The 14,262-nt window shown below is 36.5% G+C and carries 12 protein-coding genes; 7 read left to right on the top strand and 5 right to left on the bottom strand.

From position 1 onward, the window contains the following. Positions 1-16 precede the first annotated feature (16 nt). From B1NLA3E_RS02480 to B1NLA3E_RS02465, 4 genes are all read right to left on the bottom strand, one after another. Positions 17-1,036 (bottom strand): 4Fe-4S binding protein, encoded by a 1,020-nt coding sequence (locus B1NLA3E_RS02480; RefSeq protein ID WP_015592285.1) that lies wholly within the window; start codon positions 1,034-1,036, stop codon positions 17-19. Between the two features lie 133 nt (positions 1,037-1,169). Next, the gene (locus B1NLA3E_RS02475; RefSeq protein ID WP_041580857.1) at positions 1,170-2,420 is read right to left on the bottom strand and encodes an ATP-binding protein; all 1,251 of its coding nucleotides are present in this window, start codon (positions 2,418-2,420) and stop codon (positions 1,170-1,172) included. Positions 2,421-2,609: 189 nt separating this feature from the next. After that, positions 2,610-3,284 carry a response regulator gene (locus B1NLA3E_RS02470; protein WP_015592283.1) on the bottom strand — a complete coding sequence of 225 codons (675 nt, stop codon included), beginning with the start codon at positions 3,282-3,284 and terminating at the stop codon, positions 2,610-2,612. Then, positions 3,277-4,884: an ATP-binding protein gene (locus tag B1NLA3E_RS02465; protein ID WP_015592282.1), complete on the bottom strand. Its 1,608-nt coding sequence runs from the start codon at positions 4,882-4,884 to the stop codon at positions 3,277-3,279. Before B1NLA3E_RS02465 ends, B1NLA3E_RS02470 begins: the two co-directional genes overlap by 8 nt. Before the next feature lie 104 nt (positions 4,885-4,988). Here B1NLA3E_RS02465 and B1NLA3E_RS02460 point away from each other — a divergent pair, with 104 nt between their 5' ends. From B1NLA3E_RS02460 to B1NLA3E_RS02450, 3 genes are all read left to right on the top strand, one after another. After that, on the top strand, positions 4,989-6,029 hold the full coding sequence (locus tag B1NLA3E_RS02460) for a TRAP transporter substrate-binding protein (protein ID WP_015592281.1): 1,041 nt from the start codon (positions 4,989-4,991) through the stop codon (positions 6,027-6,029). A gap of 178 nt (positions 6,030-6,207) precedes the next feature. Continuing rightward, the gene (locus tag B1NLA3E_RS02455) at positions 6,208-7,476 is read left to right on the top strand and encodes a dicarboxylate/amino acid:cation symporter (RefSeq protein WP_015592280.1); all 1,269 of its coding nucleotides are present in this window, start codon (positions 6,208-6,210) and stop codon (positions 7,474-7,476) included. Positions 7,477-7,808: 332 nt separating this feature from the next. Continuing rightward, the gene (locus tag B1NLA3E_RS02450) at positions 7,809-8,795 is read left to right on the top strand and encodes an AtpZ/AtpI family protein (protein WP_015592279.1); all 987 of its coding nucleotides are present in this window, start codon (positions 7,809-7,811) and stop codon (positions 8,793-8,795) included. 73 nt (positions 8,796-8,868) lie between these two features. Here B1NLA3E_RS02450 and B1NLA3E_RS02445 read toward each other — a convergent pair whose 3' ends face one another. Beyond that, positions 8,869-10,230, bottom strand: coding sequence for an IS4 family transposase (locus B1NLA3E_RS02445; RefSeq protein WP_015592278.1), 1,362 nt, complete (start codon positions 10,228-10,230; stop codon positions 8,869-8,871). Between the two features lie 408 nt (positions 10,231-10,638). On the opposite strand from B1NLA3E_RS02445, the gene B1NLA3E_RS02440 reads away from it, so the two are divergent. The 4 genes from B1NLA3E_RS02440 to B1NLA3E_RS02425 all read left to right on the top strand — a co-directional run bounded on the left by B1NLA3E_RS02440 (position 10,639) and on the right by B1NLA3E_RS02425 (position 14,209). Further along, positions 10,639-11,904: an ammonium transporter gene (locus B1NLA3E_RS02440; protein WP_015592277.1), complete on the top strand. Its 1,266-nt coding sequence runs from the start codon at positions 10,639-10,641 to the stop codon at positions 11,902-11,904. Between the two features lie 58 nt (positions 11,905-11,962). Beyond that, a complete protein-coding gene (locus B1NLA3E_RS02435) occupies positions 11,963-12,940 on the top strand; it encodes a DUF294 nucleotidyltransferase-like domain-containing protein (protein ID WP_015592276.1) in 978 nt (325 codons plus the stop codon). A gap of 3 nt (positions 12,941-12,943) precedes the next feature. After that, positions 12,944-13,660, top strand: coding sequence for an exonuclease domain-containing protein (locus B1NLA3E_RS02430; protein WP_015592275.1), 717 nt, complete (start codon positions 12,944-12,946; stop codon positions 13,658-13,660). Positions 13,661-13,951: 291 nt separating this feature from the next. Then, positions 13,952-14,209, top strand: a complete 258-nt coding sequence (locus B1NLA3E_RS02425) for an alpha/beta-type small acid-soluble spore protein (protein ID WP_015592274.1) — start codon at positions 13,952-13,954, stop codon at positions 14,207-14,209. The last annotated feature ends 53 nt before the right edge of the window (positions 14,210-14,262 follow it).

The following is a 14,262-nucleotide window of genomic DNA, read 5'->3' as shown; positions in this document are numbered from 1 at the left end:
GCTTTCAAGGCAGTCATTAATGACCTATATAATCCATACTAGGAATTAATTGTCTAAAATCTTCGAAAGAAATAGATGTATTCCAATTTCCAGTTAACTTCGCTGTTATAACGATGATGGCAAAAACAATAAAGAACACCACTGGGACGACCCACTTATTAACCTTCTTTTTACCGACATGCATATTTAACGTATCCTTAACCGGACATGCCTCAACACATAGCATACATGATGAGCACTCTGGCGTTAACACGGCTTTCTTTTCTGATACCTTTATTCTCTGCGGGCATACACGCGTGCATGCATTACAATTGATACAGGAATCTTCATTCCGCTTAATTTTTGTTATTCCAACCAAAGAACCTAAGCCAATAAGAGCTCCATAAGGGCATAAAAATCTACACCAGAAATTCTTAACGAACAACGAGATCAAAAAGACCACTATGATGAATTTTAGGGCAAACCCACCTATATTAAGAAAAAATAATAGCATTTTCACATCTGATATTTGATTATAAGGGCTTAATAAGAATTCTTTTGCATCTAAAACAGGCATATCGAAAATGATTAATTTGAGAAAAAATGCGAGCAATAAGTATTTTAATGGGTACAAAATCCATGTCGCCCATTTGGGGAGATCATAGTTTTTTTTGAATATCTTTTTACCTAACATTCCTGTCATTTCGCTTATTGTTCCAACCGGACAAATCCAGCTACAAAATGCTTTTCGAAAAAGAATACCTGAACCAATAAAAAAGGTGAATAATAACAAACCCGCTGGATGAATGTGGTCAAACTCCCCGGTTGTAACCCATACCTTTAAAGCAACCAATGCACTTATCGGCAAAAACCCTTCCACAGCTGATGGTCTCTCAACATATGAGCCTACCCCTTGTGAGGAAAAATATATATAGAATTGATAAAATCGGACTCCAACATACATTAGGAAAAACAAAAACATTATTTGGATTCCATGTCTTGTAAATTCAATTGGTCTTCTTTTTAATTGTCTAGCGTACCACTTTTTTGTTTTCACGTTGTCCCTCCTCTTTCTCCTCTATTAAATATAAGGAAAAAGAGAAAAAAGACTTGTGATATTATTCACGCATTGTATCGAATTCTTTAAGATGTCAAAAAGAATTCAATAATATTTATTATCTCGGTTTTTTTTAAGCTAATTTTTTTATATGTTTAATTGGCAATGTGACTTCTACTTTAGTCCCCTCACCGATTTGGCTATAAAATTGAATTTCACCTTGATGGTCATCGATAATTTTTTTGGTAACGAGTAAACCCAATCCTGTTCCATCTTGCTTCGTTGTATAGAATGGTTCTCCAAGCTTCTTAACTTTTTCAGCATCAATACCGCACCCCTGATCCTGAACAACTATTTTTACCTTATCTTTTTCTTTTGATGAGCAACTTACCTCTACTACTCCACCAGATGGCATGGACTCAATCGCATTTTTGATTATATTAATAAATACCTGCTTCATTTGTTTTTCATCACATTCAATCTTCGGCAGATCCTCACATTGATTAACAATGATTTTAGTCCCATAACTCTCAGCATGTTGGTTGGAAACAGATGTAACATAATCTGTGATTTCTTTTATATCATTCTGTTTTAAATTTGGTGATTTCGGCTTCCCTAAAATCATTAAATCATCAACAATTGTATCAATTCGATCTATTTCTTGAATCATGATCGGATAAAAAGTATTTTCGCTTTTATCCCTCTCCTGCTGTAACTGTGTGAATCCCTTTAATGCTGATAACGGATTCCGAATTTCATGACCAACAGAGGTTGCCATTTGGCCAAGAAAGGCCAATTTTTCTTTTTTATGAAGGTCCTCGAAAACGTTTGTTAAGGTGCTAATATACGAAAGAAAGCGAGATAGAATTATGTATGAAACTAAAGCAAGTGTGGTAAGAACAATTGTTGGAAGTATTAGTATTGCTTGTTTAAGTGCAATAGCGAGAATAATATACTTTCCAATTACCCCAATAGAAACGAACCAAAAAAATTTCTTATTTATAAAAATAGGGGAGAACAAAATCAATAAAATTTCGACCAGGTTTCCGCTTTCAAATGACTTAGGGTGGTTTGCAAAAAACACCAATAAATTATTTACCGTGTCAAAAAAAAGGTAACCAACAGTATAAATATATTTAACAGCATATGTATGTCCCTTTTTAATTAGATATATCGATAATGGTAACAGTGTTGCAATAAAAAAATAAATCCAATATCCAAGTCCATGTTCCGGAATACCGACACTTTTATCAACAGATCTTGGAAATATATAATAGTAATAAATATCAAAAGATATAAATACAATATAAAACAACCACAAAAATAGTTTTACTGCCTTCACTTCTTCATTAATCATCTTTTTCCCGTGAACATAATCATGCATAAAATTTAACCCCTCTTGACGATTTCTACCAAATTTATACTCTATTCCTATTTTAAGCCAAATTTCCAATTTGCCAAGTGAATTAAACGAAAAAATCGGCACAATCACCTATATTTCGACAAAATTATAAAATTCAAACACCCGAGGATGGGTTTTCCACACAAATCCATGACAAATCCAATGCTCTGTCTAATTATTCAATAATATATAACGATTTATCGGTCGACCAACCCCGCCGTACTGAATATCTATTTTCACCTTTCTACATTTTTCAAGATACTCTAAATAGCGTCGCGCTGTCACTCTAGCAATTCCGAGACCTTCGGCAACTTCCTCGGCTGAAATGGGAGTTGAATGACCAGACAAGTAGGCACTCACCTTCGTTAAAGTAAATGCATTTAAACCTTTTGGAAGATCTGCTCGTGCTGTTAATTCCCCTTGAAATAGAACTTCATCCAGCTCCTCCTGTGAAATGGTTTGCTTCTCATTTAGTTGCATCCTGAAAGAACGGTAATTCTCCAATGCCTTCTTAATACGTTCGAACTTGAAGGGCTTCATAATGTAATCAAATGCTCCTTGTTGAAGGAATGACCGAACAGTATCCATATCACTAGCAGCTGTAATCGCAATTAAGTCCACCTTATAACCTTTTGAACGGATTTGCTTTAAAGTTTTAAGCCCGTCCTGATTTGGCATATATACATCAATCAAAACTAAATCTGGTTTTAACTGCTGAATCAGATTAATTCCTTCAAGACCATTTGAAGCAGCACCTATGATTTTAAACCCGTTAACCATATTCACAAATTGCCGATTCACTTCTTGTACCATGGGATCATCTTCGATTAAGAGGACTTTAAACAAACCTTTCACCCCCATTTAATGATGGATCATTTTCAAACGTAATTTGAAAGGACGTTCCCGCACCCGCTTCGGAATCAACATGAATTTTCCCTTTTCCTTTTTCAACGATTTGTTTGACTAAAAATAAACCTAATCCTCTTCCAAGTTTACCTTTCGAGGAATATCCATTATCAAAAATAAATGGAAGATCGTTTTCATTTATTCCACATCCGTTATCTTCAACAAGCATATGAAGGATTTTATCGGTTTGACGGATACTTACATAGATTTCATTACTTTCATTCTGCATGGTTATAAAAGAATCGTAAGCATTTTCTATTAGGTTTCCAATCATTAGGACAAAGTCATGGTGATCCAGCAATTTTGGAAATTCACGTAAATAGCTATTGCGATCAATAATTACTTGTATTCCTAGTTCTCTTCCACGGCTTACCTTACTTAACAATAAACCAGATAAACTGTCATCGTGAATATTTTTGCTTAAGAACCTCGTTAATTCCTCTTGCTCTTCTGTAACCTGGAAAACATATTCTAGTGCTTTATCTTTATTCCCTAATTGCATTAACCCCGCAATCGTATGTAGCTTATTTATATGTTCGTGATTTTGGACACGTAAAGCGTTTACAAATGCTTTTACTCCAGTTAGTTCTTCGGCAAGGTTTTTGACTTGAGTTCGATCTTGGAATATAGCTATCGCCCCTACTATCTTGTTATCTACCTTAATAGGCACTCGATTGCTTACAATCATCAAATTATTAATATATAAATCTTTATTATAGATGGATTTCTCAAATTGGAGGATTTCTGGAAGATAGGTATCTGGCAAAACCTCGGTTATCTTTTTGCCAATAACCTCTCCTACGATCCCTAGAATCTCCTTCGCACGGTTATTAAAAATCGTAATTCGCTCATTCCTATCAATGGCAATTATCCCTTCATGCATCGCGTTAAAGGTTTCGGTACGTTCTACAACAATTTGGGCAATCTCATGAGGCTCAAGCTGAAACATATCCCTTTTAATTTGCCTGGCTAAAGCCCATGCCCCCCAGCCCCCAAAAAATAGAGCGATTCCCCCAGTTAATAAAATCTCCTTCTTCACATGAAGCAAGGTTTCAATTAAACCCGGAAGCTTAAAGCCTGCCATAATTACACCAATTTGCTCATGATTTTCATTTATGATCGGAACGAACGCTCGGATCACGGTTCCTATTTCTCCTGTTGCTTCGGAAATGTATGAATGCTCGGCAAAAGCGGCCCCTTCATCCTCCCCCGCTGAAACCTTTCCTATCATTTCTTTGACTGGATGAGTGTACCTTACTCTCTTCATATCCATCACAACTATATAGTCTGCGTTATTAATCATACGAATTTTCTCTACTGTTTTTTGAAGCTGGCTTTTGCTCTGATCATTACCAGAAAGATTATTTATTATCTCTGGAAGCTCTGCTACCGTTCGAGCCGTCAGCATGGCATGCTCGTGAATCCTGTTTTCCTCTTGGTGAAGAAATTCGCTAATCAGAACGACTCCAAGGAATAGTAGCGAGAAACCTAAGATAAAAACGATTAAACTGGTGATTTTCCACTGAATTGAAATCCGCATATCCAAAGTCCCCTAAAAACAAGTTAACTTTATTTTACCATGAAAAATTTATACATTATTTTAAAAAATGTTATTATTAAAAAAAAAGCTAATGGTGGAAGACTATGAAAACATTTGTTACAACGAGCATTCTTACTATTATTATATTAATAGTTTTAATCGGTGCCGATAATTGGAAAAAGCCAGGAACATATTCTTTTGATGATGAACAGAAAGGACTAAATGAGCAGATCATTATTCGGTTCAGTCATGTTGTCGCCGAGAATACTCCAAAGGGGTTGGCTGCCCAAAAATTTGCTGAATTAGTTGAAGAAAAAACAAATGGCAAAGTAAAAGTGGAGATTTATCCAAATGGAATTTTATATTCAGACGGAGAGGAAATTGATGCCCTTAAGCGGGGGGATGTTCAAATGATCGCCCCTTCCTATTCAATCATGACTGGGTTGGTGCCTGAATGGAAGGTCCTAGATTTACCTTTTCTGTTTGAGAATGACGAACACGTTACAAATGTATTTACTGGGAAAGTCGGAAAAGACCTTATTGGGATGTTGGACGAAAAACACATGAGAGGAATGACCTTTTGGAGCAATGGGTTCAAACAAATGACAAGCAATACAAAGCCCTTACTCAATCCCATCGATTTTAAAGGCCAAAGCTTTCGTGTGATGCCTGATGAGGTTCTCGAGAAACAATTCTATTTATTGGATGCCAAACCAGTCGCTCAGCCCTTTAACAATGTCTTTCGGTCATTAGAAATTCATGATGTTGACGGACAAGAAAACACAATATCGAATATCTATTCAAAAGGTTTATATAAGGTTCAGTCATACCTTACGCTCAGTAACCATGGGTATTTGGGATATGCCGTCATTATGAATACTGATTTTTGGGAAACATTATCGCCTGAAGTTCAGAAACAAATTAATAGTGCAATGTCCGAAGCTACTAGTTGGATCTTAAAGGAATCACAACAAATGAATGAGACGCAACTAAAGGAGATTGAGCAAAACTCTTCCATTGAAATTCACACCTTAACCAGCGATCAAGAAAAAGCTTGGAAAAAACAGTTTCTTCCCCTTTATAAAGATATCGAAAAAGAAGTAGGTAAAAATCTTCTTAATAAGATTAAACAAGAACGTCCTTAATTTCAGAAAACAGGCTGCTACAGCCTGTTTTTTTATCCCTTACATTCCATGACCAAAATGAACAATAAGAACAATATCACCAAAAGACTTTATTTTCGAAATAGGCTGTTAATATAGAAAATATTATACAGCTTGTAAGCGCTGACAAATGATGCGTTTATTTAGGGGGAAATAGAAAATGAAGATCAACTTTCGAAATTTGACCGTTCGAGTTATTCTTGGGATTATTGTTGGAATCTTAATTGGTTTCTTTTTCCCGGAATTCGGAGAAAAACTGAAGATTTTAGCTGATTTATTTATAAAAATGATTAAAATGGTTATTGCCCCAATTGTATTCTTTACAGTTGTTATTGGAATAGGCAATATGGGCGATCTCAAAAAAGTTGGGCGTATTGGGGGAAAAGCCCTCCTTTATTTTGAAATAGTTTCTACCATTGCGTTGGCAATCGGTGCCCTTATTGTCAATTTAATTAAACCGGGAAAAGGATTTAACACCGATGCTGTTGAAGGTGGGGACATTAGTCAATTTACACAACAAGCAAAAGAAACCAGTCATGGAGCAATCGAATTTATCACTGGAATTATTCCTGATAATATCATTTCTGCAATGGCCAGTGGTGAATTGCTTCCTATCCTATTCTTCGCAGTTCTTTTCGGTCTATCATTGGCTGCTATGGGGGACAAAGGCAAACCAGTTGTTGCCTTATTTGAAAAACTAACCGATGTATTCTTCGGAGTTGTTAATATGATAATGAAAGTGTCACCAATTGCTGCCTCTGGTGCCATGGCCTACACCATTGGGAAGTTCGGATTAGGATCCCTAGTGTCTTTAGGAAAGCTGATGGGTTCTGTTTATATGACAATGTTTATATTCATTTTCGGTGTTCTAGGTCTCATTGCTAAGTACTATCAGTTCAGCATTTTTAAGTTTATTTCTTTTATAAAAGAAGAAATATTACTGGTTCTCGGAACTTCATCTTCGGAGTCTGCCCTACCTAGTATGATGGAACGCCTTGAAAATTTCGGATGCTCTAAGTCTGTTGTAGGCTTGGTTGTTCCAACTGGCTACTCATTTAATTTAGACGGTACAGCTATTTATCTGTCGATGGCCGCTATTTTTATCGCTCAAGCATATGGGGTTGATTTAACCATTATGCAGGAGGTTACACTTCTTGGAGTTTTAATGCTCACCTCCAAAGGGGCTGCTGGTGTAACCGGGTCTGGATTTATTACATTAGCCGCCACCCTTGCTGCATTCCCAATGATACCAGTTGAAGGAATTGCTCTGTTACTAGGAGTCGATCGATTTATGTCCGAAGCACGAGCCATCACAAACTTAATTGGTAATGGCGTTGCTACGGTTGTTGTTTCTAAAATGGAGAATGAATTCCATCCCCCACTTGAAGCAAAACTTGAAGCAAAACTTGAATCTCGCAAGATTATATAGGAATGACCAAAAGCGAACGGGTGAGGTTGACCCCTTCGCTTTTTCTTTCTTGGTGACTATGACCATCCTTGTGAACAATCCAACCCTCTTAATTTACATAATATTATTTTCAATGATGGTTATATGAAAATGCTGAAAATTTCGATAAAAATCCACAAATTATTTCAGACTTAGTTTACTAAGATAATATAATTAATTTAGATAAGATGAAATTTTTCCAATTTTCGCAACTGCCACTTCCTTAGATATAGCATATATAGAAAGGGAGTTCATTGAAAGGAATGAATTAACATGAGGAATCTAACAATTTTAGATCGGCAGCGTGATGCGGGATGAGCAAAACATTCATTAAGACACTTGGACAAATCACTGAGCAAATCGATTTGGTCATTGAAGAAAAATGGATTTATGCCTACTATTCCCGTTCTGGGAAAGAGAAAACAGCGTATATTCTTAAAAACGAAAGTAAAACAACAGAAGAATATTTATATAGCTTTTTAGAAAACAATCATGTCTCGGAAGATCTTAAATCAGACATAAAAAAATACTTAAACTCTAAAAGTAGTAAGAAAGAAGATAATTTGCAGAAGTTTTCAATATTCCTTATAAAGGCCTTATCCTATAACGTTGTGATTGGTATCATTATGGGACTGTCTATATTTGGTGGATATAAATTAGGTGCGATTGCAGATACTAGGTTTGATATCTATCCCCTTTTTACAATCATCGGGGTTTTATTAGGGTTAGTCCTCGGGGGATTAGTTAGCTACGTTATGATAATGAAATACTTACATCAATCAGAGGATGGTGAGCAGAAGGTGTCTCCTGGTTTTTTCAGCGAAAAAAAACAAAAATCACAAGCAACAGAAGTAGTGACGAATGATCCCTTTGTTCAGGTATCATTAGATGAGGTACGGAATGCAATCCGTAACTTTTCTGAGCATCTGCCTAAAGGAACATTCCGCACCATCCTTGTTAATGATGATTTTACTATTGATTTCTCTCAGCTTGTTCCATATTTACCCGGGATCCCTTCGCAAAAATTTTACATGTCAAAAGAAACCTATGATGTTTTCGATGAAAGTGAAAAGGAGATTCCAGAAATTATGGATAAGGTACAGAAAGCTGTTGACCATTATTTTAAGGATCACAAGCAATACCCCACCTTAAGTTATGACCCCCTTCACCGTGTAAACTTCTTCGAACTTATTCAGGGAAAATATTTAGATTTCAATCCTGAACTGGAATTTTACATCACTGATTATGATGGTATTATTTCTCACATTAAACCAAACAAATCAAATAATCATATAGATTAAATATTATTGAAGTATTGGAAAATTATTGCTAGTAGGATGAAAAAAACAATCCTATATCCAAAATATCACTTACTCAACTTTCGCAGACTGAAATAGGCAGGTATGCCTTGATATAGTTAGGTAAGCCCGCGATCCATTGTTGTAGTTGACTTTTAATTAACTTTTGAATTTTTTTGTTACTCTCTTTAAGGGTATCTTCAAGAAGCTCGATTAATTGCTGAAGCGCAATTGCCCAATCGAGGTCACTGATTTCATCACAAAGTTCATAAAACATACCGCCTAATGTTCTTTGGTCTGTACTACATCTGTTTTGCCAGGCCAGAACAATATATCGTGCAAAAACTATCGTTGTATGACTAATTAAGGAATCATAGGAACGACCTTGAAACTCCTTTTGGAGTTTTAATAGGGATTTCGTTGTTTTGAAAAACACTTCAATGTCCCATCTAATTCCATAAATTCTGATGATTTCTTGGTCACTTAGCGTACAGTCTGTACTCAGAATCGCTAACCATTCGCTCTTTTTATTACGGTTTTGAACGAATACCATTTTAACTACAACTCCATTGGCTTGGGTAGTATGAATGGAGCGAAGAATCCCTTTTTTTCCTTGAATAGGTGCTGCCAAACGATAGAGTTCCTTTAAGCTGACACGCTTATCATCTACAAGGTAACGTTGTTTTAAATTCTTAACCATGCCAATTACATCAAGCCCCTGCTCTTTGATGTTCTTAATAAGTGGTTGATGGGTAAACCAAGTATCCATCAACACATATGAGGCATCAATCCCAGCGTTCAATGCACGTTGAATCATATAAGGAATTTGTTCTGGAGCAGTTTGTAAGGCTTCAAGACGGCGTTTGTAGCCGGTGCTTCTCTTGTCGATTTTACTTGATATTCCGTTAATTTGACTTGTTTTAGAGCTCAATAAAGAAAAGTCCACAGGAATGAACGTTGCACCATCTGACCAACCAAGGGTAAGCATACGGAAGCCTTTATAAAAGCGCATTTTTTGAGAGGCATGATCAAAACAACGAGCTAGTAATTCGACGGATTTACTACGATTTCGATCATAAGAAGAATCATCTAATACTAAGACCTTCGGTCTTTCATGATTCGAGAGTTTCGTTACTTTTCCAATTGTGTGAACGCTAAGAAACAGTAAAAATCTACGCCACGCAAAGGTGGACTGATTCAAGAAACGATAGACGGAGTCCTTAGCAGGAAAATCGGCAGATTTTCTACTTTCAAGCGTCCGATACCAATTCTTATTTTCAAAGATCAAACAAAAAATTAATTGAAAAAGATAACCACAAGAAAAGCCCAGAGACTTTGTAATACCAGCTTTTCTTAGATGCTTTAGTACTTGTAATTCTTTAAATGTGGATGTTAGTTCATTTGGTAGTTGCTTATTTTGACCATTATTCGATATCATATAGGAGGCACCTCTTTTGTATGGTATTGTGATTCTCGACAAATCAACTATACCAAACGAAGAGGTGCTTTTTCATGCCTATATTTAAGGGCAAGTACTTTATTTCAACAACTCCGAGCTTTACAAACATTTAAGCTTAGCACATTTTTCTAGGTGCGAAAGTTGAGTCACTTATATTTAACGTTACCCAATTTTTTTATGGGTAACGTTTTTTGTTTTATATGAAAACAAATATGTTATTTACGTTAGGTTTTCTAACATCAATTTATAGAAACTTCTGTAAATCACTTGACATCAGATTATTTTGCGTTAAAATTAACATAAAGATACGAATGTTACATTTCCTAACATAAACTTGTAAGGAATAATAACAATATAAAAGTGCAAATTAAAGGGAGGAAGAAAAAAATGGATGCAACATTTTTAATGAACAGCGTGTGGGTCATGTTAGGTGCAGTTTTAGTTATTTTCATGTTAGGTGGATTTATTCTACTGGAAGCCGGATCGACCCGAATGAAGAATGCCGGTCACATTGCTGGTAAAACTATTTTCACATTTGGTATCGCTTCGTTGGTGTACTGGGCAGTAGGATATGGTTTTACTTTTGGTAAAAATGCCAACTTTTTCGTTGGACTTTCTGATTTCTTTTATTCAGGATCTCAAACAGAAGGAGCAAGTCTCTCCACGCCAGTTTTCTTTCTATTCCAATTAGCATTTGCTGGTATTTCCCTTACAATTGCATTTGGAGGTTTTGCAGAAAGAGCGAAATTATCCGTTTATTTATTCTTTGCACTCCTATTTTCAGCACTAGTATACCCGGTTATCGCTCATTGGATTTGGGGCGGTGGTTGGTTAGCCGAAGACGGCAATCAAGACTTCGCTGGTTCAACTGTTGTTCACTTAACGGGTGCAATGGCAGCATTAGCAGGAACAATCTTGTTAAAACCAAGAATTGGCAAGTATAATAAAGATGGTTCACCTAATAATATCTACGGACATAACCAAGTATATACCGCGTTAGCTGTACTTATTTTATGGGTTGGTTGGTTTGGATTTAATGCAGGTAGTACTTTAGGAGTTGATAGTGCATTCTTTGGATTTGTTGCTTTAAATACAAATCTTGCTGCTGGTGCCGGAGCCGTTTCAGCATTAATTATCTCCTGGATTGTGCTTGGTAAATCTGATGTTCCTACTATGTTAAATGGTGCATTAGCAGGCCTAGTAGCGATTACTGCTTCTTGTGCATTCGTTGATACTTGGGCAGCTGTAGTAATTGGTTTAATTGCTGGTGTACTAGTATTCTATAGTGCGAGATTCTTTGAAAAGAGAAAAATTGATGACCCAATTTTCGCCCTATCTGTTCATGGTACTGCAGGGGTCTGGGGCACATTATCTACCGGCTTCTTCGCTACAAAAGAACTTGCAACAGTAGGTAAACCTGGCTTATTCTATGGTGGAGGATTCCATCAACTTGGCGTTCAAGTAATGGGGGTAGCTTCCTCCGCAGCTTATGCATTCATCGTAGCATTCATTATTTTATCGATTGCCAAAAAGGTTCTTAAAGGGCTTCGTGTTTCGGAGGAAGAAGAAATTATGGGTCTTGATATTAGCGAACATGGCAGCTACGGATATCCTGAAGTTTTCTTAGCAAATGAAAAAAGTGTAAGTTCATAATCCTGAAAGCCTCTTTTATAGAGGCTTTCACTTTTTCAGGCGTGAAGGATGTGTTGAAATGACAACGGAGTTTAAATCTTATGAATCAATAAAAAGCTGGAAGGATGAGCATATTTCAAAGTTTCGATCTGATACCAATACCTTAAATTCATTTCATGACAATGTTATGCAAAAGGTATACACACTGTCGAAAACACGCTTAAATATGGGGAATCCTCCGTGTCAGTTTTCATGGTTTATAACAGGAAGTGGTGGAAGATTTGAACAAGGACTAATTAGCGATCAAGACCATGGTTTGGTATATGAATTATCGGGCAACAAATCAAAGGAATACTTTAAAACGTTAGGTGAAGAGCTTTCCTACGGTTTAAATATAGTTGGTTACCCTTATTGCGAAGGAAATGTAATGAGTTCAAACCCGTTGTGGTGCAAATCGATGGATGATTGGAAAGATCAACTTTTTAAATGGATGGAAGAAGGAAGTTGGCAAACGATCCGAAACCTGCAAATATTTTTCGACTCAAGATCTCTGATTGGTGACACCAGCTTAATACCCTTTTTAAAGAACTTCATTTTTGAGTACCAAAAGGCAAATCCACTGCTGACGAAACGTTTAATGGAGAATGTAATGCATGTAAAACATGCTGTTGGCCCTCTCGGACAGATCATTGTTGAAGAAAAAGGACAGCATGTAGGGGCAATTGATTTAAAATACTCAGCTTTCCTTCCTTATGTTAATGCGATTCGCCTTTTGGCGATAAAAGAAGGGATTACACAAACTTCAACACTACTTCGGCTTGATCAGTTAATGGAAAAAAATGATTATAACGACGTCTTAGTCGTTTATAAATCCAACTTCCTCCGACTATTAGAGTTTCGATTATCATTATTCAATATGGAGGATTCCTACGATGATGTCCATTATCTTAATATTCAAAAGCTGCGACGTGAGGAGAAAAAAGAAATCAAACGTATATTGAAAGATGGGAAAAAACTACATCAATTCGTCAATGGGATCATTGAAAAAGGGTGTTAAACAATGGCATTTGAACCATTTTATCATTTAATGAGAGGTTTACAAGGAAGAGTATTAGGCGGCGCCCAAGGGCAAAATGCCCAACAAATAGCCTTTCTGCGCCAACTCCAAAGAGAAATCAATTCAGAAGACAAACTTAAGATTCCTTTAGAGGAATTAAATGTCGTTGTTTTTGATATAGAAACAACAGGCTTCTACCCTGATCAAGGGGATGCCATTATTTCATTAGGAGCCATTCGAGTTTGTGGGAATAAGATTCAAGAAGGTGACGAATATTATTCCCTTGTTCATTACGAAAAGGCTCTTTCATCCAAAATCATTGACTTAACTGGAATTACCCATCATCAACTAATAGAGGCTCCTCCACTATCAGAAGTACTGATTAACTTTTTTAAATTTGTAGATGACAACACACTAGTAGCACATCATGCAAGTCACGAGAAAAACTTTTTACAACATGCTAGCTGGAAGTTATATCGTACCCATTTTAAACATCGTATTGTTGATACTTCTTTTTTATATCGAGTAGCTGAGCCCAACGAAAAATTGATAAGACTAGAAGACTTCTGTGTTCATAATGGAATTCCGATTGAAGATCGCCATCATGCTTTAGGTGATGCAAAATTGACAGCCAAACTTTGGTGTCTTTATCTAAATAAGCTGCAAGAAGCTGGATATAAAACATTAAAAGAAATTTATGAACATGTCGCAAGACTTTAAAAATCCCGAATCAAAAATGATCGGGATTTTTTTAGGCTCTGTTAATCTAGAATGTTGATTTCCGTTCCAGGCGCTTCGCTTTCCGCGGGGCGGGCGGTGAGCCTTCTCGGCGCTTAAGCGCCTGCGGGGTCTCACCTGTCCCGCTGCTCCCGCAGGAGTCTCGTACCTTCCACTCCAATCAACATTGTGCAAAAAATCAACATTGAGCTTTAACACAGCCATTTTATTATAGGAACAAGAAAAACAATATTCTATTTTTGGACAAACTAATTGTAAAAGGAGGGATTAATTATGGCAAGACGAAATAAAATTCTCGTTCCAGAAGCAAGAGATGCCCTTGATAAACTAAAGGCAAAGTTAAATAATCAAGCGAATCCCGATAATGTTAAGTATGAGGTAGCCAGAGAAACAGGAATTCCGCTTAAACACGGTTATAATGGCGATTTAACAACAAGACAAGCTGGAAAAATCGGTGGGGAGATTGGCGGTAATATGGTTCGCGAGCTAGTCAAAATGGCCCAACAATCATTAAACGATAAGAGGGAGTAACATTCACTCGTTCATTTGGGACTGACGATGGATGATAGATGCATTAAATCAAA

Origin of the sequence: Bacillus sp. 1NLA3E, assembly GCF_000242895.2 — a bacterium.
In the GTDB taxonomy this organism is placed as follows: domain Bacteria; phylum Bacillota; class Bacilli; order Bacillales; family Cytobacillaceae; genus Bacillus_BU.
Note: the sequence above shows the minus strand (reverse complement) of the source record. Positions and strands in the feature narration are given on the sequence as shown.

What these genes read in the sequence shown, in the direction of transcription:
- B1NLA3E_RS02450 (WP_015592279.1), top strand. Translation starts at nt 7,809, where the DNA reads ATGAGCAAAACATTCATTAAGACACTTGGACAAATCACTGAGCAAATC.
- B1NLA3E_RS02460 (WP_015592281.1), top strand. Translation starts at nt 4,989, where the DNA reads ATGAAAACATTTGTTACAACGAGCATTCTTACTATTATTATATTAATA.
- B1NLA3E_RS02475 (WP_041580857.1), bottom strand. Translation starts at nt 2,420, where the DNA reads ATGCATGATTATGTTCACGGGAAAAAGATGATTAATGAAGAAGTGAAG.
- B1NLA3E_RS02465 (WP_015592282.1), bottom strand. Translation starts at nt 4,884, where the DNA reads ATGCGGATTTCAATTCAGTGGAAAATCACCAGTTTAATCGTTTTTATC.
- B1NLA3E_RS02455 (WP_015592280.1), top strand. Translation starts at nt 6,208, where the DNA reads ATGAAGATCAACTTTCGAAATTTGACCGTTCGAGTTATTCTTGGGATT.
- B1NLA3E_RS02425 (WP_015592274.1), top strand. Translation starts at nt 13,952, where the DNA reads ATGGCAAGACGAAATAAAATTCTCGTTCCAGAAGCAAGAGATGCCCTT.
- B1NLA3E_RS02440 (WP_015592277.1), top strand. Translation starts at nt 10,639, where the DNA reads ATGGATGCAACATTTTTAATGAACAGCGTGTGGGTCATGTTAGGTGCA.
- B1NLA3E_RS02435 (WP_015592276.1), top strand. Translation starts at nt 11,963, where the DNA reads ATGACAACGGAGTTTAAATCTTATGAATCAATAAAAAGCTGGAAGGAT.
- B1NLA3E_RS02445 (WP_015592278.1), bottom strand. Translation starts at nt 10,230, where the DNA reads ATGATATCGAATAATGGTCAAAATAAGCAACTACCAAATGAACTAACA.
- B1NLA3E_RS02430 (WP_015592275.1), top strand. Translation starts at nt 12,944, where the DNA reads ATGGCATTTGAACCATTTTATCATTTAATGAGAGGTTTACAAGGAAGA.